At 73.6% G+C, this 20,557-nt stretch carries 9 protein-coding genes; 1 reads left to right on the top strand and 8 read right to left on the bottom strand.

The window, feature by feature from the left end; all coding sequences use genetic code 11:
- The 8 genes from ACH4K1_RS24480 to ACH4K1_RS24445 form a co-directional block, all read right to left on the bottom strand.
- On the bottom strand, positions 1-10,917 hold the full coding sequence (locus ACH4K1_RS24480) for an amino acid adenylation domain-containing protein (RefSeq protein WP_398091497.1): 10,917 nt from the start codon (positions 10,915-10,917) through the stop codon (positions 1-3).
- Positions 10,918-10,971: 54 nt separating this feature from the next.
- A complete protein-coding gene (locus ACH4K1_RS24475) occupies positions 10,972-12,765 on the bottom strand; it encodes an ABC transporter ATP-binding protein (RefSeq protein WP_398091496.1) in 1,794 nt (597 codons plus the stop codon).
- Between the two features lie 46 nt (positions 12,766-12,811).
- Positions 12,812-13,864: an iron-siderophore ABC transporter substrate-binding protein gene (locus tag ACH4K1_RS24470; RefSeq protein WP_398091495.1), complete on the bottom strand. Its 1,053-nt coding sequence runs from the start codon at positions 13,862-13,864 to the stop codon at positions 12,812-12,814.
- Positions 13,865-14,002: 138 nt separating this feature from the next.
- A complete protein-coding gene (locus ACH4K1_RS24465) occupies positions 14,003-14,881 on the bottom strand; it encodes an ABC transporter ATP-binding protein (protein ID WP_398091494.1) in 879 nt (292 codons plus the stop codon).
- A gap of 37 nt (positions 14,882-14,918) precedes the next feature.
- Positions 14,919-16,004 carry a FecCD family ABC transporter permease gene (locus ACH4K1_RS24460; protein WP_398091550.1) on the bottom strand — a complete coding sequence of 362 codons (1,086 nt, stop codon included), beginning with the start codon at positions 16,002-16,004 and terminating at the stop codon, positions 14,919-14,921.
- 14 nt (positions 16,005-16,018) lie between these two features.
- Positions 16,019-17,080: a FecCD family ABC transporter permease gene (locus ACH4K1_RS24455; RefSeq protein ID WP_398091493.1), complete on the bottom strand. Its 1,062-nt coding sequence runs from the start codon at positions 17,078-17,080 to the stop codon at positions 16,019-16,021.
- 91 nt (positions 17,081-17,171) lie between these two features.
- The gene (locus ACH4K1_RS24450) at positions 17,172-18,536 is read right to left on the bottom strand and encodes a lysine N(6)-hydroxylase/L-ornithine N(5)-oxygenase family protein (RefSeq protein ID WP_398091492.1); all 1,365 of its coding nucleotides are present in this window, start codon (positions 18,534-18,536) and stop codon (positions 17,172-17,174) included.
- 442 nt (positions 18,537-18,978) lie between these two features.
- Positions 18,979-19,509 (bottom strand): MarR family winged helix-turn-helix transcriptional regulator, encoded by a 531-nt coding sequence (locus tag ACH4K1_RS24445; protein WP_398091490.1) that lies wholly within the window; start codon positions 19,507-19,509, stop codon positions 18,979-18,981.
- A gap of 182 nt (positions 19,510-19,691) precedes the next feature.
- Between ACH4K1_RS24445 and ACH4K1_RS24440 the strand changes: the two genes are divergently transcribed.
- Positions 19,692-20,204 carry a nitroreductase family deazaflavin-dependent oxidoreductase gene (locus tag ACH4K1_RS24440; RefSeq protein ID WP_398091489.1) on the top strand — a complete coding sequence of 171 codons (513 nt, stop codon included), beginning with the start codon at positions 19,692-19,694 and terminating at the stop codon, positions 20,202-20,204.
- Positions 20,205-20,557: the final 353 nt, after the last annotated feature.

Below are 20,557 nucleotides of genomic sequence, written 5' to 3'. Positions count from 1 at the left end.
TCAGGAGTTCTCATCGAGGTGGCGGGCCAGTGCTTCCGGTGTGCGCAGGGTGAACAGGTCGCGGACGGTGATGACAGGACCGTACTCGCGGCGGAGCAGCCCGATCAGCCGGACCGCCAGCATGGAGTGCCCGCCGAGGGCGACGAAGTCGCCGACCGCGCTGACCTCGTCGTCGTCCAGGTCCAGCGCCTCGGCGAAGAACTCGCAGACCGTCCTCTCGGTCTCGGTTCGCGGTCCGCGCTCGCCCGCCGTGGTCAGCGCGCCGAGCGGCCTGGCCTCGGGCAGCGCCCTGGTGTCGGCCTTCCCGTTGACGGTGAGCGGGATGCCGTCCACCCGGGCGTAGTGCGTGGGCCGCATGAAGTCCGGCAGGCCCGCGCCGGCCTCGGCCGCGACCCGGGCGAGATCGGCGGAGTCGGCCAGGACGAGATAGGCGGCCAGGCGGTACGCCCCGTCGACCCCCGGGTCGGGCTGGGCGACGGCGGCGGCGAGGCGGACCGCCGGATGGGCGGCGAACACGGCCTCGACCTCGCCGAGTTCGACCCGGTGGCCGCGGATCTTGACCTGCTGGTCGGTGCGGCCGAGGTAGGCGATGTTCCCGTCGGGGCGCCGGACCACCAGGTCGCCGGTGCGGTACATGCGCTCCCCGGGCGCGCCGAAGGGGCAGGCGACGAAACGGTGGGCGGTCTGGGCGCTCCGGCCGAGGTAGCCGCGCGCGATCCCGACGCCCGCCACGTACAGCTCGCCGGGAACCCCGTCGGGCAGCGGGCGCAGCCAGGGGTCGAGGACGTACACCTCGGTGTTGTCGATGGCCACGCCGACCACCGGGTCCTGGCACTCGAAGGTGCCGACGCCGAGGGTGTTGATGGTGTATTCGGTGGGCCCGTACAGGTTGTAGCCGACCGTTCCACCGGTCTCCGCGAGCCGCTGCCACAGCGTCGGGGTGACGGCCTCGCCGCCCAGCAGCACGAGTGCGGGCCGCCGTTCGGGATCGTCCAGCAGCCCTTCGGCCACCAACTGCTGGGCGTAGGTGGGCGTCACGTTGACGACGTCGATGCCGTGCCGGAGGCAGTAGGCGACGAGCCGGGGTGCGTCGCGGCGCAACTCCTCGTCGCAGATGTGGACTTCATGGCCGTCCGCGAGCCACAGCAGCTCCTCCCAGGACATGTCGAACGCGAACGAGACGGTGTGCGCGATCCGGAAGGTCCGGTGGCCGTGCTCGGCGAGGACCGGCGCGAAGATGCGTCGCTGGTGGTTGATCAGCATGTTGGTGAGCCCGGCGTACTCGGTCACCACGCCCTTGGGCTTCCCGGTCGATCCGGAGGTGTAGATGGTGTACGCGGGGTGGCGCAGCCGGTCCGGGTCGTCCGGGGAGAACGTGGTGTACGGCTCCGCCGCCGGCAACGGGCGGTCCAGCTCGATCAGTTCGCCGCTCAGCCGGGGTGCGACCGCGCTCACGGTGAGGATCACCTCCGGCCGGGCGTCCTCGACGATCCCGGCGATCCGCTCGTCGGGGTGGTCCAGTTCCAGCGGCACGTAGGCGGCTCCGACGCGCAGGACCGCGAACAGAGCGGCGATCCAGTCGAGGGAGCGCGGTATCGCCAGGCCCACCGCGGTCTCGGGCCCGATCCCGCGGGCGGCGAGGACACCCGCCACGGCCCGGCTGCGGTCGCGGAGTTCGGCGAAGGTCAGGGTGGCGCCGTCCGCGACGAGGGCGGTCCGGCCGGGGTGCCGGTCCGCCGCGAGGTCGAACCGGTCGACGACGGTGTCGGTGCCGATCCCGGTGCGTACGGGGGGTTCGGGGACCGGTGCCAGGCCGGGGAGCGCGCCCACCGGGCCGGTGGCGGTGGCCAGGTCCTCCAGGATGCGCAGGTAGTCGTCGAGCAGGCGGCGGGCGTGGTCGGCGTCGCCGTGGCGGTGCTCCAGCTTGACGGTCAGCCGGTCGCCGGGCGTGACGACCCAGGTGTAGGGGTAGTGCGTGGAGTCGTCCGCCTGTACGGAGGTGATGCCGTGGCGGGCGTTCATCTCGGCGAAGGCGTCCGGGTCCAGGAAGTTCTGGAGGACGAACAGGCTGTCGAAGAGGGTGTCGTGTCCTGCGGCCCGCTGGATCTCGCCGAGCCCGAGGTGCTCGTGCTCCATGGCGGCCACGCGCGCCTCCTGTACCGACGACAGGTAGGCGTCGACGGTGTCGCCGGGCCGGGCGCGCGCCCACATCGGGACCGTGTTGAGCAGGACGCCGACGATGCCGCCGTGCCCGTCGCCCTCGCGGCCGGAGACGGTGACGCCGAAGACGGCGTCGCCGCGTCCGGTGCGGGCTCCGAGGAGGAGGCCGAAGGCGCCGGTGAGCACCGAGTTCAGGGTGACGCCCCGGGACCGGGCCGTCTCGCGCAGCAGGCGGGACAGTTCGGCCGGGAGCGTGTGCGTGAGCGGCTGCGGCAGCTCCTCCCGGAGGACGGGGGCCGGTCCGGCGAGCAGCGTCGGCCCCGGCAGGCCCGCCAGGTGGTCGGCCCAGAAGCGCTCGGAGGCGGCCGGGTCCTTGGCGGCGAGGGCCCGGGCGTACTCCTCGAAGCCCGGCAGGGCCGGCGAGGCGTCCCACGGCCGGCCCGCCACGACGGCCTCGTAGGCGTCGAACAGGTCGCGCAGCAGGATCTCGCGCGACCAGCCGTCCCACAGCAGGAGGTGGTAGCTGAGCAGCAGGCCGTCGCCGCCTTCGAGGCCGCGCACCACGGTCATCCGTACCAGGGGCGGCTCCCCGGGGTCGAAGCCGCGCTCGCGGTCCTCGGTGCGCAGGGCCTCCGCCTCGGCCCGGGTCGCCAGGTGGACGGTGCGGACGGCGACGCGCCGCCCCGCCCTGAGGAGCTGCACCGGGTTCCCCTCGTCGTCGGTGGTGAACCCGGCGCCGACGACGGGGTGGCGGGAGATCACCCGGGCCATCGCCTCGGACAGCGCGTCGGCGTCCAGGGCCCGGTCGAAGGTGAAGTAGCTCTGGGCGACGTAGTGCCCGGCCGTGCCCGTCAGTTGGGACTGGAAGTACAGGCCCCGCTGGAGCGGGGTGACGGGCGCCGTGCGCTCGGCCGTCGCGGACGCGTCCGCGATCTGCTCCAGGGCGGCCAGCCAGTGTTCGGCGATCGCGTCGGGAACGCCTTCGGCGAGGGTGAAACCGGCGTGGAGGCGGCCGGTGGCCTCGTCGGTCCAGGCGTTGACCTCGACGGCGTACGGGCTGCTCGCCGGGGTCGCTCCGGTGATCCGCAGGGCCTCGGACTCGCTCCCCCGGCCGAGGTAGTTGAACAGGACCTGGGGCCGGGCGGTCAGCAGTGGGGCCGTCTGCGGGTTGAGGTACCGGAGCCGTCCGTAGGCGGCGTGCCCGCTCTCGTCCGGCTGGCGTTCGGCGACCTCGCGCGCCGCGGCGACGGGGTCGGTGTGGGCGGCCAGGCGCACGGGGGCGATGGAGGTGAACCAGCCGACGGTACGGGAGTAGTCGTGGTGCTCCGCCGCCGGGATCCGGCCGTGCCGCTCCAGGTCGACGGCGAGGTCGGTGGGCGTGGTCTGGACGCGGGTCAGCGCGGTGCGCAAAGCGCCGCACAGCAGCTCGGTGAGGCCGATGCCGAGCGCCCCGGGGGCGGTGCGGGTGACCCGGTCGCTCACGCCGGGCGCCAGGGCGACGGTGGTCTCCCGGTGCTCCTGGACGGCGGGCAGGAGGGCCGGGGCCCGGAGCGTGTCGATCCAGTGGCCGAGGTCGGCGGCCCGTTCGGCGGACCGTACGGCGAGCGCTTCGGCGTACGCGGCGTAGGAGGTGGTCGGCGGGGGCAGCGCGGCGCCGCCCAGGGCGGTGGCCAGGTCGTCGAGGAGGACGAGCCAGGAGACCGCGTCCACGGCGATGTGGTGGACGGTGACGACCAGGGTGCGGCTCGCCGCCAGCCAGGAGAACGCGATGACCTCCCCGGCCTCCGGGTCGAGGCGGCGGGCCGCCCCGTTCGCGGCGGCCTCGGCGTCGGCGGTCCGCTCGGGCAGGACGACGGCCGCGCGGGGCGGTTCGGTGCGCAGGGACCACACGCCGTGCTCGACGTGCAGGCGCAGTCTCAGGGCCGGGTGTGCGGCCACGACGGCGTCGGCCGCGCGCCGGATGTCGGCGAGGCCGGCGCCTTCCGGGACCGGCACCGTCCTGGCCTGGGCGAATCCGGTGAGCGGTGTGCCCAGCTCCCGCTGGCGCAGGATGATCGGCGTGAGCGGCAGCGGGCCGTCCTCGCGGTGGTCGGGCGGCGGGGGCGCCGCCTGCGGGGCGCTGGTGGCGAGGTGGTCGGCGAGGGCGCGCGGCGTCCGGAACAGGAACACGTCCCGGGGGGCGATCGGCAGGCCGAGCGCCCGCGCGCGGTTGATCACGGTGATGGCGACGATGCTGTCGCCGCCCGCGCCGAAGAAGTCCGTGTCGGCGTCGACGCCCGCGCCGGGCAGGGCCTCGGCGAAGATGCCGGTCAGCACGGTGAGCGCCGAGCCGCCGGTGGCGTCCGGCGCGGTCTCCCGGGGCCGGGCGTCCTGTCGGGCCGCCCGCTCGGCGAGGGCCTTGCGGTCCAGTTTGCCGTTGACGGTCAGCGGCAGCTCCTCGACGGGCAGCACGCGGGCCGGGACCATGTGCGCGGGCAGCCTGGCGGCGAGCCGGGCGGTGAGGTCGGCGGGCGGGTCGCCGACGACGTGGACGACGAGGTGGTCGCCGCCGTCCGCCACGGTGACCGCCGCGTCGACGACGCCGTCCACCTCCCGCACCGCGTTCTCGACCTCGCCCGGTTCGATGCGGAACCCCTTGAGCTGCACCTGGTCGTCGGCGCGGCCCGCGAACTCCAGGTCGCCGTCCAGGGTCCGGCGGGCGAGGTCTCCGGTGTGGTACATGCGGGAGCCGTCCGCGGCGAAGGGGTTGGCGACGAAGCGCCCGGCGGTGAGCCCGGGGCGGCCCAGGTAGCCGAGGGCCAGCTGGTCGCCCGCGACGTAGACGGCGCCAACCCGGCCCGGCGGCACCGGCCGCAGCCGGTCGTCGAGCACGTGGACGGTCAGGCCGGGGATCGGTCCGCCGATGGGGCTGACGTCGCCGTCCCGGGCGAAGTCCTCCTCCGTCAGCACCCGGTGGGTGACGTGCACGGTGGTCTCGGTGATGCCGTACATGTTGACCAGCTCGGGCGAGGCCGTCCCGTGCCGCTCCACCCAGCCGCGCAGCCGGCCCAGGTCGAGCGCCTCGCCGCCGAAGACGATGCGGCGCAGCGTCGTGACCGGCCGCTCGGCGTGCAGGTCGGCCTCGACGAACCGGTGGAAGGCGGACGGGGTCTGGTTGAGCACGGTCACGCCGCGTTCCCGGACCAGCCGGTGGAAGTCGACCGGTGAACGGGTCAGCCCGTACTCCGGCACCAGCAGTTCGCCGCCGTGCGCGAGCGCGCCCCACAGCTCCCAGACCGCGAAGTCGAAGGAGAAGGAGTGGAACTGGACCCAGACGTCGTCCGGGCCGAACCCCATGTCCGCGCGGGTGTTGGCGAGGAGCGTCGTCACCGCGGAGTGCGGGACGAGGACGCCCTTGGGCCGGCCGGTGGAGCCGGAGGTGTAGATGACGTACGCCGGATCCCCCGGGCGGGCGGCGGACGGTTCCTCGCCCACCGGCTTTCCGGCGGGCGGGGTTTCGTCGCCCTGGACGAGGATCCGGGCCGCTACGCCCGCCCGCTCCAGCAGCCGGGTGAAGCGGTCTTGCTGATCCCGGTCCACGAGGACGGCCTGCGGGGCGGCGTCGGCGAGGATGTACTCCAGCCGCTCGTCCGGATAGGCCGTGTCCAGGGGTACGTACGCGCCTCCGGCGGTGACGACGGCGACCAGGGCCACGACCTGTTCCACGGAGCGCGGGACGGCGACGGCGACCCGTTGCCCGGGGCGAACCCCCGTGGCGCGCAGGGTCGCGGCCAGCGCGTCCTTCGCGGCGGCCAGTTCGCCGTAGGTGAGGGAGCGCTCGCCGCCGTCCAGTGCGCACTGGGTGACGGCGGTGGCGGCCGGGTCGCGGCGGGCGGCCGCGTCGAACAGCTCGCCGAGGGTGGTCGGTTCCCGGTGGGCCGGGGGCCTGCCGGGCGCCCGGACCAGCGCGTCGACCGGTTCGTCCGGGCGGTCGAGCAGGTCGGAGAGGGTCCGGGTGAAGGTGTGCAGGATCGCCTCGGCGCTCGCGGGGCGCAGGAGTTCGCCGTCGTAGATCAGCTGGAACCGCGACCGGCCGCCCGGGACGCGTTCGACGACGAGGGTCAACGGGTAGTGCGGGGCGCCCTCGTTGACGACGCCGGTGATGACGAGGGTGTCGTCGGGTCCGCGCAGCGCGGACACGTCGGTCGGGACGTCGAACACGACGAGGGTGTCGAACAGGGAGCCCGCCCCGCTCAGCCGTCCGATCCGCGCCAGGGAGACGTGCTGGTGGGCCCGGACCGCTCCCTGGTGGAGCTTCACGGCGTCGAGCAGGTCGGCCGCCGTGTCGGTGGCGGACCAACGGGCGCGCACCGGAATGGTGTTGATGAAGAGGCCCACCAGGTCGCGGATGCCGGGGACCTCGGCGTCACGTCCGGAGACGGTGGAGCCGAAGACGACGTCCCTGCCGCCCAGGAGGCCGCCCAGGGTGACGGCCCACGCGCTGTGCACGGCCACGCTCAGGGAGACCCCGGCCGAGCGGGCGGCGGTCTCGACGTCGTCGGTGAAGTCGGCCGCGATGACCGCGAACCGTCCGGAGGGGGTGTGCCCTTCGGCCACCAGGGAGGGGCCGGGCAGTGCGGCCAGCTCCTCGCGCCACACCCGGTCGCTCTCCTCCCCGTCCCGCCCGGCGAGCCAGCCCACGTAGTCGCGGTAGCCGCCCAGCGGGTGCACCGATCCGGGGGCGTGGTACTCGGCCAGCAGTGCGCGGAGCATCGGCGGCACCGACCAGCCGTCCGCGATGATGTGGTGCACGGTCTGCACCAGGGTCGTACGGCCCGCGCCGGCACGGACGAGCGTGAAGCGCATGAGGGGCCCGGCGGCGAGGTCGAAGCCGGCCCTGCGGTCCTGTTCGGCGAGGTCGCGGAGCTCCTCGTCGGTGAGGCCGGGGCGGTCCAGCACGGTGAAGGCCGGGCGCGTGCCGGTCTCGACGACGGAGACGACCCGGCCGTCGGCGAGGGCGGTGAAGCGTGCGGCGAGGTTGGGGTGGAGCGTGAGGAGCCGGGCGGCGGCCGCCTCCAGCCGGTCGGCGTCCACCTCTCCGTCCAGGCTCAGCAGTTGCTGTTCGACGTAGGCGCCGGTGGCCTCGCCGTCGAAGACGGAGTGGAAGTAGAGCCCCTCCTGGAGCGGGGTGAGCGGCAGGATGTCGTGCAGCGCGGGGCCGTCGAGGGCGTCGACGTCGGCCTGCGTCAGCGGTACCAGCGGGAAGTCGGCGGGTGTGTGGCCGCCGCCGTCGAGCGCGGCGATAGCGGTGAGGGTGGAGAGGAAGTGGTCGCAGAGGGCGGTGATGTCCTCCTCGGTGAACACGCCCTCGGGCCACGAGAGGGTGGTGACCAGTCGGTAGGAGCCGCTCGGGCCGGCTTCGGCGACGGCGTTGAACTCCAGGGCCCGCGGCAGCCGCATCCTCGGATCGCGCTTCTCCCCCAACTGCCCTACGTCCGAGGCGTGTTGCCAGTCGCCACCGGCTCCCCCGCCGAACCGGCCGAGATAGTTGAAGAGCACCTGCGGTGCGGGGCCGGCCGGCAGATCGCCGCCGAGGTGGCGCAGGACGCCGTAGGAGAGGCCGTTGGCCGGCACCCGGGCGAGGTCTTCCTTGACGGCCTTGAGGGCGGTGGCGAGGTAGTCGGGGCCGGTGAGGTCCGGGGCCGCGCCCGGGTCCACGGTGACCGGGAAGAGGGTGGTGAACCAGCCGACCGTGCGCGAGAGTTCGGGCTCGAATCCGGCTGCCTCCGCGATGAAGCGGCCCTCCCGGCCGTGGCCTTCCAGCTCTATGTGGGCGAACGTCTGGTCCTGCCCCCGGTCGCGGCGCCACCGGGCGAGGGCGACGGCGAGTGCGGTCAGCAGGACGTCGTTGACGCCCGCGTGGAAGGCGGCGGGGATCTCGCCGAGCAGCGCGGCCGTGAGCGCCGGTTCGACGGACACGGTGCGGGTCCGTTCCCGTTCCACGGTGTCGGCGTCGGTGAGGGCGCGCCTGCCGAGCGGTGCGTCGGGGGCGGGCAGCGGGGCGGTGTAGTACGTACAATGCGCGTCGAACGGGGCGCGCTCCAGGAGCTGGGTCCAGCGGCGGAACGAGGTCCCCACCGGGGGCAGTTCGACGGGTTGGCCGGCGGTGTACCGGTGCCAGGCCGTGGCCAGGTCGTCCATCAGGATGCGCCAGGAGACGCCGTCGATCACCACGTGGTGGGCGACCAGGACGAGTCGGCGTGCCGCGCGGCGCCAGACGGCGCGCAGCATGACTCCGTTGTCCGGGTCGAGTGCTCGGGTGGCGCGGGCGACGCATTCCTCCAGGGGGGCGTCGCTCTCCTCCCAGCAGCGGGGGGCCGCCGGGGCTTCGGGGACGTCGAAGCCCCACTGTTCACCGCGTACGAGCCTGGCCCGGAGCAGGTCGTGGCGGGCGAGCACGGCGGCGAGCAGGGTGTCGAGCGCTTCGGCGGTCAGCTCGGCGGGGGTGGTGAGGACGACCGACTGGACGAAGCCGTCGACGGCGTCGGTGGTCCCGCCGAGCCACCGCAGGATAGGCGACCCCGTGACGGCGCCGGTGGCGACGTCCCCGTGGTCCACGGCGACGGCTTCCCGGCTCGCCACCGCCGCCAGCGCCCCGACGACGGTGTGGGTGAAGATCTGGCGGGCCGTCACGTGGAGGCCGGCGTCGCGCAGGGCGGCGAGCAGGGAGATCGCGAGGATGCTGTCGCCGCCGAGCTGGAAGAAGTCCTGGTCGGTGCCGACCGCGTCCAGGCGCAGCACCGAGGCGACGGCCTCGCAGACCAGACGTTCGTTCTCGGTGGCGGGCGCGACGAGGGCGCCGGTGTCGGCGGGGGGTTCCGGCAGCGCCCTCCGGTCGATCTTGCCGTTGGCGGTGAGCGGGAACTCCCCCAGGACGACGAGGCGGGCGGGCACCATGTACTCGACGAGGTGGGCGGCGGCCCACGCCTTGACGTCGTCCGCGCTCAGGTCCCGGTGGTCGCCGGAGGGGATGACGTAGCCGACCAGGTAGGTGCCGCCCGCGGTGTTCTTCTTCGCGACGACGCAGGTGTGCCGGACGCCGGGGTGTTCGGCGAGAGCGGCTTCGACGTCCTCGATCTCCAGCCGCATGCCGCGGATCTTGACCTGGTTGTCGGCGCGGCCGAGGAAGTCCAGCGATCCGTCGGGGGCGTACCGTGCCAGGTCGCCGGTGCGGTAGAGCCGGGATCCGTCCGAGGCGAAGGGGTTGGCGACGAAGCGGGAGGCGGTGAGACCGGGCGCGCTCGCGTAGCCGCGTCCCAGCAGGAGCCCGCCGACGTACAGTTCGCCGCCGACGCCGACCGGGACGGGGCGCAGTTCGTCGTCGAGGACGTAGAGCTGGGTGTTGGGGTTGGCCTTGCCGATCGAGGTGGACAGGCGCTCGGCGGCGCCGCGGTAGACGACGTGGGAGACGCCGATGGTCGTCTCGGCGGGGCCGTAGCCGTGGTAGAGGGGGATGTCGAGGCGGTCGCGGAACCGCTCGTACAGCTCGGGGGTGAGGACCTCGCCGCCGCACCAGACGTGGCGCAGGCTGTCCAGGCGGCCGGAGTCGCCGGCGATCTCCAGGAGGACGTCCAGCATGGACGAGACCAGGTAGGTGAAGGTGACGCCCTGCTCGGCGATGACGCCGAGCAGGTGGTGCGGGTCGCGTTCGCCGCCGGGCCGCAGGACCACGAGCCGCCCGCCGGTGACCAGCGGCAGGAAGATCTCGTTGACGGAGATGTCGAAGGAGAGCGGGGCCTTGAAGAGGGAGGCGTCGTCGGGGCCGAAGTGGAGGATCTCCCCGGACTGCCAGAGCAGCCGCTCGCTGATCGCCTCGTGCCGGATCATCGCCCCCTTGGGGCGTCCGGTGGAGCCGGAGGTGAAGATCACGTAGGCCAGGGCGTCGCCGGAGGGGGCGGCCTCGGGTGCGTCCGCCGGGTGTGCGCCGTACCTCCAGTCGCCGAGGTCCACGGCGACGGCGTCCGGTTCCCCGGCGTCGGCCTTGCCGGTGGAGTTGAGCTGGAGCACGATCCGGGCGTCCTCGACGACGGTGGCCCGGCGGCCCGCGGGCCACTGGGGGTCGAGGGGGACGAACGCGCCCCGGGCCTGGAGCACGGCGAGGAGGCCGACGACCAGTTCGGCGGACCGGCCGAGCGAGATGCCGACGACCTCCTCGGGGCCGAGCCCGCGTTCGATCAGGTGGTGGGCCAGCTGCGCGGACAGCTCGGCGGTTTCGCGGTACGTCAGGGAGCGGTGCTCGTCGACGATCGCGACGGCGTCCGGCCGCAGGCGCGCCTGCTCGCGGAAGAGCTCCATGAGGGTGGGGCGGACGCGGTCGGCCCGGGTGTCGTTCCAGCGGGCCAACTGCTCGGCCCGCTCCCGGGCGTCGGAGGGGCCGATGGAGCCGAGGGGCCGGTCCGGGAAGTCGGCCAGGTCGTCCAGGGTCCGCTGCGCCTCGGCGCGATCGACGCCGGGCGGCACGGTGATGGCGAGGGTCCGTTCGTCGATCTCCCACCCCGCTGCGGCGCCGACGGCCGCACGGTGAGGGCCGATGAGCTCCGGGAAGGGGGTGGTGGGGGCGAGGTCCGTGCCCTCGGGGCCCGCGCCGGTCGCCCAGTACGCGAGCCCGGCGGCGCATGCCCCGACGAGGGTCCGGTCGTCGTGGTCGCCGGTCCGCCGCCGCAGGGCGGCCAGCCGGGTGGGGGACAGCTGTATGCCAGGAGCACTCGGTTCCGCCATCGACGTCTCAGCAACCTTTCGCGGTAGGCACGTGGGCCCGCCTCGTCGGCGGGGTCACGTCTGACTTCCCTCTCGCCACGCACGCCACAGCCGGGCGTACTGTCCGCCCAGCGCGACCAGTTCGCCGTGTGTCCCCTCCTCCACCACGCGGCCCCCGTCCAGGACGGCGATGCGGTCCGCGGCCATCGCCTGGGTCAGCCGGTGGGCCACGAACAGCGTGGTCCGGCCGGCGCAGGCGGCGAGCACCGCGCGCTCCAGCTCGGCCGCGCCCTCGCTGCCGGCCTCCGCGGTCGACTCGTCGAGCACCACCACGGGCGACCGGCCGAGCACCAGCCGGGCCAGGGCGACCTGGGCGACCTTGGTGACGTCCAGGCGTTCGCCGCCCTCGCCGACCGGGGTGTCCAGGCCGTCGGGGAGCTGTGCGGCCCACTCCCCCGCGCCGACCGTCCGCAGGGCCTCCATCAGCTCGTCGTCGCTCGCGAGCGGTGCGGCGAGCCGCAGGTCGTCGGCGAGCGGGCCGGAGAAGACGTGGGTCTCCTGGGTCAGGATGGTCACCAGGGCGCGGGCGCCGGCCTCGTCCAGGGCGGCGAGGTCGTGGGCGCCGATGCGCACCGACCCGGCCTGCGGCCTGCCGATGCCCGCGATGAGCGCGGCGAGAGTGGACTTCCCCGCGCCCGTCGCGCCGACCAGGGCGAGCGAGCCGCCGGCCGGAATGGCCAGGGAGACCTCGCGCAGCACCGGTTCCTCGGCCCCGGGGTAGGTGAAGGTGAGGCCGCGTACGGTGACCGGGTGCGGCTCGACGCCGGGCGTGGCGACCGTGCCGTCGCCGACCAGCCGCTCCTCGGAGGGTTCGGAGAAGACCCCGACCAGGCGGGCCAGGCTGGCGCCCGACTTCTGCGCCTCGTCGAAGGTGAACATGATGGCGCCCAGCGGGGTGAACAGCCGGTGGAACATCAGCGGGGCGGCCGACACCTCGCCGAGGGTGGCGGCGTCCGCCTCCAGCAGGGCGTATCCGACGACCAGGATCAGGACGAGACCGATGAACTCGGCCCGGTTCTCCCGGCCGACGAAGCGGCCGAAGAAGCGGAAGACCTCGATGCCGAGGTTGCGCACCCGCCACGACTCGCCGGTGACCTTCTCGCGTACGGCGTCCTCCAGGCGGTAGGCCCGGACCGTGTCGATGCCGTTGAGTCCGCTGATCAGCGCCTGGGCCCGGTCGGCCTGGGCGATCCGCTGCCGCCGGTACAGGGGTGCGGAGCGGGGCAGGTACCAGCGCAGCGCGAGCGCGTACGCGGGCAGGGCGCCGGCCCCCGCCAGGCCGAGCCGCCAGTCGAGGCCGAACATGCCGAGGGTCGCGATGACGACCAGGACGCCCGCCGAGAAGACGGTGGGGACGGCCGATCTGATGCCCTTGGAGATGACGGCCACGTCGTCGCCGACGCGGGAGAGCACGTCGCCGCGGCCGACCTCCTCGACGCGGGCGCTGGGCATCCCCAGCACGGCGCGGACGGCTTCCTCGCGGAGCCGGGCGAGGAGTTCGGCGCCCAGCCTGCCGATCAGGAAGGTGGAGGCGGCGGTGGCCGCCGCTCCGAGCAGGGCGGCGGCCACCATCAGCACGCCGACGGTGAGCAGGATCGAGCGCGGTTCACCTCCGACCACGCCGTCGACGACCCGGCTGAGCAGCAGCACGGGGAGCACCTGGAGCGCGGCTCCGGCCACCGTGGTCAGGACGGTGGAGGCCGTCAGCCACGGGGTCCGGCGGCAGTGCGAGGTCACCCACCGGGCGGCCTCGCCGCCGGTGGCCGTGCGCAGGGCCGCCGGGGCGGCGGGGGTGTCGGTGACAGTCACGCGGGAACCGCTTCTCGCCGGGGTACGGGCCGTCGGCCGGTCATCTCTACTTGGCCGACTCGACGAGTTCGTCGATCGCGTACGGCAGGGAGAGCAGCGTGCCCTGGGACATCGCCGCGCCGATCGCGGGGCCCTCGCTGTCCAGCAGGTAGGAGACCTTGCCGTTCTTGACGGCCGGGAGGTTGTTGAACAGCTCGGACTTCTTGAGCGCGTCCGTGTCGGCCTTGTCGTTGATGACGAAGATGCGGTCGACGTCGATCAGGTCGATGCGCTCGGGCGAGAGTTCGGTGGAGAAGTCGCCGCCCGCCACCTTGTCGATCTCGTCCTGGTAGGTGAAACCGGTGCCCGTGATGAGGCGGCCGCGGACGTCGGTGGAGGTGAACGCCGAGATCGAGTCCTTGTACCAGGAGACCGCGACGGCCTTCTGCCCGCCGAAACCGGGGTTGGCCTTCTTGGCGGCCTCCAGCTTGGCCTGGATCCCCTCGACCAGTTCGGCGCCCTCCTTCTCCTTGCCGAGCGCCTTGGCGATGTGCACCGCGTTGTCCTGCCAGGGGGCGCTGAAGAGCTCCTTCTCGCCCTTGGTGCGTCCGACGGTCGGGGCGATCTTGGAGAGCTTCTCGTAGGCCGCCTTGTCGACCTCCGAGTAGACCGCGATGATCAGGTCGGGGCGCAGGGAGGCGATCTTCTCGAAGTTGGGGCCGGCGTCGCCGTTCTTCATGACGACCTCGGGGCGGGCGTCGCCCCACCGGTCCTTCACCCAGGGCCACTGGGTGTTGACGTCCGGCGTCTGCCCGGCCGGGTTGGGGTACTGGTCGACCATGCCGACCGGCTTGATGCCGAACGCCAGGACGGCCTGGTCGTCGGTGTAGCCGACGGTGACGACCCGCTTCGGGGCCTGCTCGACCTCGGTGGAGCCGAACGCGTGCTCCACGGTGACCGGGAACGCTCCCCCGGCGGCGGCCGGGGCGTCGTCGCTCTTCTTCCCGTCCGCCGCGTCGGCGCCGCATCCCGCGAGGAGGCCGACGCCGAGAGTCGCGGCGGAAACGGTCGCGGCCAGCCGCCGCCACGGCTTCGCAGACGTCGTTCGATGGAGAAGCATCCGTCAGATCCCTTGCTTTCGCACTGCCCACTGCGCCCCGGTACGAGACAGCCAGACTGTACCCCGATCAAGTGAGGGCAGCCTAGCCTTACTGAACAACTTTAGCTCGGTCAGAACGAGTTGACGTGTGATCTTCGGTCAACCGCCGTACGGAGAGCGCGGTTCCCCGTCGGGCCGCACGTCCGGGCGCACGTGCGCCCGGCCTATCGGCACGATGAGAGGCCGGTCGCCCACCGGATCGTCGACCACCCGGGCCCGCAGCCCGAACGCCTCGTGCAGCAGCTCGGCGGTGATGACGTCCCGGGGGTGCCCCTGCGCCAGGACCGCTCCCGCCCGCATGACGACGAGGTGGTCGCTGTAGCGGGTGGCCAGGTTGAGGTCGTGCAGGACCATGACCACGGTGCGGCCCGACTCGTGCAGATCGTCGACGAGGTCGAGCACGTCGATCGCGTGGGCCAGGTCCAGGTAGGTGGTCGGCTCGTCGAGCAGCAGCAGACCGGTGCCCTGGGCCAGGGTCATCGATATCCACACGCGCTGGCGCTGCCCGCCGGACAACGAGTCGACGGGCCGATCGGCGAGGTCCGCCACCCCGGTCATGGCCAGGGCGCGCCGCACCACGTCCGCGTCGTCCGACGACCACTGCCGCAGCCAGCTCTGGTGCGGATGGCGCCCGCGCGCGACGAGGTCGGCGACCGTCAGCCCGTCCGGGGCGACCGGCGTCTGCGGCAGCAGGCCGAGCTTCTTCGCCACATCCCTGGTCCGGAGCCGGCCGATGTCCTCGCCGTCCAGGACGACGGTGCCCCCCGACGGCTTGAGCAGCCGGCTCAGGGTGCGCAACAGGGTGGACTTCCCGCAGCCGTTGGGGCCGATGATCGTGGTGATCACCCCGGACGGGATCGTCACGTCCAGGTCGTCGATGACCGTGCGGTCGCCGTACCCGACGGTGACGCCCCTGGCGGCCAGCCGGGGGACGCCCCTGACGTCCTCCTCGGTCCGGACGGTGAACTGAGCGGCCACGAGCCCCCCTTGTTGAGGTATGCCTTACTTCTACCATCTACCGGAGGTTCGCCCGTACCAGCAGGTAGACGAGGAACGGTCCGCCGATCACCGCGGTGACCACCCCGACCGGCAACCCGATCGGCAGCGCCGCGCGGGCGACGAGGTCGGAGCCGATCAGCAGCAGCGCGCCCACCAGCCCCGAGGCGATCAGCGGCGGTGTGGGCCACCGTCCCAGGCGCATCGCCACCTGCGGGGCCACCAGCGCGACGAACGGGACCGGGCCGGCCGCGCTCACCCCCACCGCGGCCAGCAGGACGGCGCAGAGCAGCAGGACGCCCCGCACCCGGCCGAACCGTACGCCCAGCCCGGCCGCGACGTCGTCGCCGAGGTGCATCGGCTTGAACGGGAAGGCCACCAGGGCGACGGCGGCCAACAGGACGAGCGTGCACCAGAAGGCCACCCGGACCTCGTCCCAGGACCGGTTGTCCAGCGAACCGACCAGCCACACCTGGGCGCGCGCCACGTCGCGGATGTCGGCCGAGACCAGCAGCCAGGTCGTGACCGCCTGCATCATCGCGGTGACCGAGATGCCGATCAGGATGAGCCGGAAGCCGTCGATCCCGCGCCGCCAGGCGAGGAAGTAGACGAGCAGCCCCGTGCCGAGGCCGCCCAGCAGGGCCGCCGAGGGCAGCCCGACCGACCCGGCGACCGCCGCGGCGGTCCCGCCCGTCGCGGTCACCAGGAACACCGCGACGGCGCCGGCCCCGGAGGTGATCCCCAGGATGTCGGGGCTGGCGAGCGGGTTGCGGGCCACCGACTGCGTAATGGCCCCCGACACGCCCAGGGCGACGCCCACGATCAGCCCGGCCAGCGCCCGGGGCAGGCGGAGGTCCATGATCACGAACTCGTCGACCTGCTCCCCCCGCCCCAGGAGCGTGGCGACGACCCGGGCGAGGCCGATGGGGAAGTCCCCGACGCCGATCGAGAGGCAGAAGACCAGGAAGGCCGCCGCCGCGAGGGCCAGGGTGACCAGCACGAGCCAGGGCCGCCAGACGAACGACACCTTTCCCAGCCGGACGCCCGGCGGCATCGCCGCCGACTCCGCCTCGGTCCCGCCCCTGGGCGGCGGCGCCTGCTTCATCTGCTCGTCCACCCTCATACCGCGCTCCTGAACTTTCCCCGCCACACCAGGAGCGCGAAGAAGGGCGCGCCGAGGAGGGCGACCACGACGCCCGATTCCAGTTCGCCCGGCCTCACCACCAGCCGGCCGGCGATGTCGCAGACCAGCAGGACCACGGCGCCGAGCAGCCCGGCGTACGGCACCAGCCAGCGGTAGTCGGGGCCGGTGAGGTGGCGGGCCACGTGCGCCACCATGAGCCCGAGGAAGGCGATGGGGCCGCAGGCCGCGGTGGCGGCACCCGCCAGCAGGGTGACGGCGGCGATGCCGACGGTCCGGCTCACCGCGATGTTCACTCCCAGCGCCCGCGCCACGTCGTCGCCCAGGTTGAGCAGGTTGAGGGCGGGCAGGGTGATCAGCGCCAGGACCAGCCCGACCACGACGAAGCCGGTCACCGGCCGGATGACGTCGAATCCGACACCGGCCACGGAGCCCGCGTTCCAGAACCGCAGGGCGTTCAGCGACTCCTTGTCGGAGAGCGCCACCGCCGTGGTCATCGCCGCGAGGAACACCGTGACGCCCTGTCCGGCCAGGGCCAGGGTCAACGGGTTGCCCGCGCCCCTGCCGAGGCTCGCCAGGCCGAAGACCACGACACCGGCCAGGCCGGCCCCCACGAAGGCGAACCAGACGTACTGGAACGGGTCGGTGAACCCGAACACGGCGATCACCGCCACCACGGCGAAGGAGGCTCCGGCGTTCACCCCCAGCAGCCCGGTGTCGGCGACGGGGTTGCGCGTGTACCCCTGGATCAGCGCACCGCCGACGCCGAGCGCCAGCCCCGCCACGACCGCGAGGACGGTACGGGGCACGCGCACGGTCTGCACGATGAGGCGGATCTCGGTGAGTTTCCGGTCCGGTCCGGGGTCCGCGAACAGGCCGTGCCACACCTCGCCGGGGTCCAACGCGCGCGCTCCGACGGCCAACGAGGCCGCCGCCGCGATCACCAGAACGGCCGCGAGGACGCCCAGCCCGGCCAGCCGCCGCCCGCGGGTGTCGGTCGTCCCGCCGGGGGCGGGGCGCTCCACCTCAGTCGTCACCATGTCGAGGAACGATATCCCTTTGATCGCAACAGTCGCTCCGTCCGCCCGGCAGGCCACCGGGCGGACGGAGCCTTCGAAGATCCGCGCCCCGTCAGGGCCCGGCGGGTACTTCCCGGTTCGCTTCCCCGGCCACCGGCCCGGACTCGTCGGAGGTGGACTTGACCCGGCGGCCGACCAGGGAGTCCAGGATCTCCCCGACCCGTATCGCCGTGTTGGAGAGCAGCGACGTGGTGATGCCGTGCGTGTGCTCCGTACCGCCCTGGAGGTAGATGCCGCAGCGCAGCCCCGGGCCGGTCGCGATCCGGTAGTCGCGCTCCACGCGGACGCGGCCCATGTCGTCGCGCAGGCAGTACTCCCCGACCTCCCCGAGCACGCCGAGCGGGTCGGCGGGGCTGTAGCCGGTGGCGAACACCACGGCGTCGGCGTCGAGTTCCGACTCCTCTTCGGTCACCAGCGACTTGACGGTGGCGCGGACGCCGTCGGGCTTCTCCACCACGCCGGTGACCCGGGACACGTTGAGGAAGCGCAGCCGTTCGGCGCCCAGGACCTTCTCCCGGTACATCTGGCGGTAGAGGTCGTCGATCAGGTCGATGTCCACCACCGAGTAGTTGGTGTTGGCGTGGTAGGCCATCAGGCTGCTCTTGACCGCCTCGGGGGCGGCGAAGTAGTCGTCGACCGCGTCGGGGTCGAAGATCCGGTTGGCGAAGCCGCTGTCGTCGGCGGGGCTGTAGCCGTACCGGGAGAAGACGGCGCAGACCTCGGCGCCCGGGAAGCGGCGGTGCAGATAGGCGACGTTCTCGGCGGCGCTCTGGCCGGCGCCGACGACGACGAACCGCGAGGGCGAGGAGCCGTCCAGGGCGTCGACCTTCCGCAGCAGGTCGGAGTTGTGCCAGACGCGCTCGCCGCGCTCCACTCCGTGGGGCATGAGGGGGCGCAGCCCGGTCCCGATGACGAGGTTGCGGGCGCGGTGGACCGTGACCTCGTCACCGCAGCGGACGGTCACGTCGAGGTGGCGCACCGTGCCGTCGTCGACGAACGGGGTGACGCCGATGACCTCGTGGCCGTAGGAGACCTGGTCGTCGACCTTGGCCGCGGCCCACTCGAGGTAGTCGTGGAACTCCACCCGCAGCGGGAAGAGGTTCTTGTGGTTGATGAAGTCGATCAGCCGGCCCTTGCTCTGCAGGTAGCACAGGAAGCTGAACTCGCTGGCCGGGTTCCGGAGCGTCACCAGGTCCTTGAGGAAGGACACCTGCATGGTGGCGTCGTCGATGAGCATGCCGCGGTGCCAGCCGAAGCTCGACTGCTGCTCGAAGAAGTGAGCGGTGACCGAATCCTGCCTGTCGACTGTGCTGTTGTGCTCGCTGAGCGCGATCGCCATGGCCACATTGGACGGGCCGAAGCCGATGCCGATGAGGTCGTGGACCGGTGGTGTGTCGCCAGGAAGAACCTGTGACATGTCACTCCCATCGTCCGGGAAGTCCGCCTGTCAGGCGTGAGGGGAAGATTCGGAGGACGGGCACGCCGACGAAACGGCCACCCGAACTTAGGTGAGCCTAAGCTCGCCAATTCGCTTTGTCGATAGGGCATATGAGGCGATGCTGCGGCGACGGGGCGCCCACCCCGGTCCGAAAAGGGCGCTTGCGCCGAAACGGCGACGTAGTCGGGCACACAGCCCGGACGGGGCGGGGCGCGGCCCTCCGCCCGGTCGCGCCCGGACGGCCGTGGACGTGAGAGGGCCCGTCCGCCCTCCTCTCGGCGGGCGGGCGCGGGCGCCCTCGGTATGGCCCCGGAAGGCGGGCGTCTGCGGCGCCGAGGCGGCCGAACGCAGCGCCGGGAGGCGCAGGCCGGCCCGGTGGCCGGTCGCCGCCGTCCGGTCAGCCGGCCGGTCAGCCGGTCGGTCAGCCGGCCGTCGCGGCCCCGCCCCAGCCCAGCGGGTGCGCACCGGCGCTCCCCTCCGACAGGGGGGCGGGCGGCTCGCGGCCCGCCTCGTTGAAGTCGGTGAGCGCCTCGATCAGCGCCGTCCGCCGGCGGGGGGCCAGGCGCTCGACGATCGCCGCGATCTCCCGCCGCCGCCTGGCGGTGACGTTCTCCACCGTGCTCCGCCCCTCCCCGGTGAGCCGGAGCAGCGTCTCCCGGCGGTTGTCCGGGTTGGTCTGCCGGTCCGCGAGCCCCGCCGCGATCAGGCGGTCGACCATGCGCATCGCCGTCGACGGCGCCACGTCCAGCGATTCCGCCAGCGCCACGAGCTTGGTGGCGCCGCGCGTGGAGAGGACCACCAGCATCCGGAACTGCGGCAGCGTCACCCGGTCCTCGACCTCCGCCAGGGAGCGCGCCGACACCGCGACCAGCAGCCGGGAAGCCGTCAGCACCGCCCCGGTCACCGCGTCCACGTCATCCATGCGCTCCACAGGAGCCGACTTCTTGGCCATGGCCCCTTTCTACCCTGCTCCCGGCACGGAGCCCCCGCCCCTCCCCGCCCGTCGCGGTGGGCGGGCCCCACCCGCCGAGCGGCCTCCCGACGAGCATGATGAGACTGTGCAAAGCTTACGTAAGCTAAGAGTCGAGCGACTGCCCGGCGCCGGCTCCCGTCCGCGTTCGAAGGAGGTCCCGCATGACGTCACGGCAGCACGCCGGGGGCGGTCGGCCGCCCCTGCCGCGCGGCTGGCGACGACGCCTGGCCCGCCTGCCCCCGGCCTTCTACCGCGTGGGCCTCGGCCCGGTCTTCGGCCGCCGCCTGCTGCTCCTGCACCACGTCGGCCGCGTCAGCGGGCTGGACCGGCGGGTGGCCCTGGAGGTCGTCGAGCACGATCGCGAGGAGGGGAGCTGGATCCTGGCCTCCGGTTTCGGCCCCGAGGCCGCCTGGTACCGCGACCTGCGGGCCGCACCGAAGACGACGATCCAGGTCGGCAACCGCCACTACGCCGTCACCGCCCACTTCCCGAGCGCCGAGGAGGGTGGCGAGATCATGGCCCGCTACGCCCCCGCCCACCCGCGGACCGCCCGCAGGCTGTGCGCCTTCATGGGGTTCGACGTCGCCGACGGCGGGGCCGACTCCTACCGCAGGGCCGGTCGCGGCATCCCCTTCGTACGGCTGGACGCCGCCCCGGGCCAGTACGTGCGCTGACCGGCCCGGCAGCCTGGACGGGAGCCGTCCGCTCCCTCTCCCCGGCCGACCCGGTCAGCCGCGGACGGGAGTCCGGCTCCCGCCGCGTGCGCTACCGCGTGCTGGAGTCCTTCCGCTTCCTGGAGGAGGAGGGGGTTCCCTGATGCAGCGCCGGGCCGTCCACCGGGCCGAACGCCTCGGGGCTGAGGGCGGTCGGCGGTGGGCGCGGACAGGCGGCGCGGCAGCGGGGGGCGAGGCGGAAGAGAAGAACAGACGGGCCCGGACGTGGGGGGGGGGGGGGGGCGGGGGGGGGGGGCCCCCCCCCCCCCCCCGCCCCCCGCCGCCCCCCCCCCCCCCCCCCGGGAGCGGCCCCC

It is taken from the genome of Streptomyces sp. NPDC017448 (assembly GCF_044330565.1).
In the GTDB taxonomy this organism is placed as follows: domain Bacteria; phylum Actinomycetota; class Actinomycetes; order Streptomycetales; family Streptomycetaceae; genus Streptomyces.
This window is presented reverse-complemented; position numbering and strand designations above follow the sequence as displayed.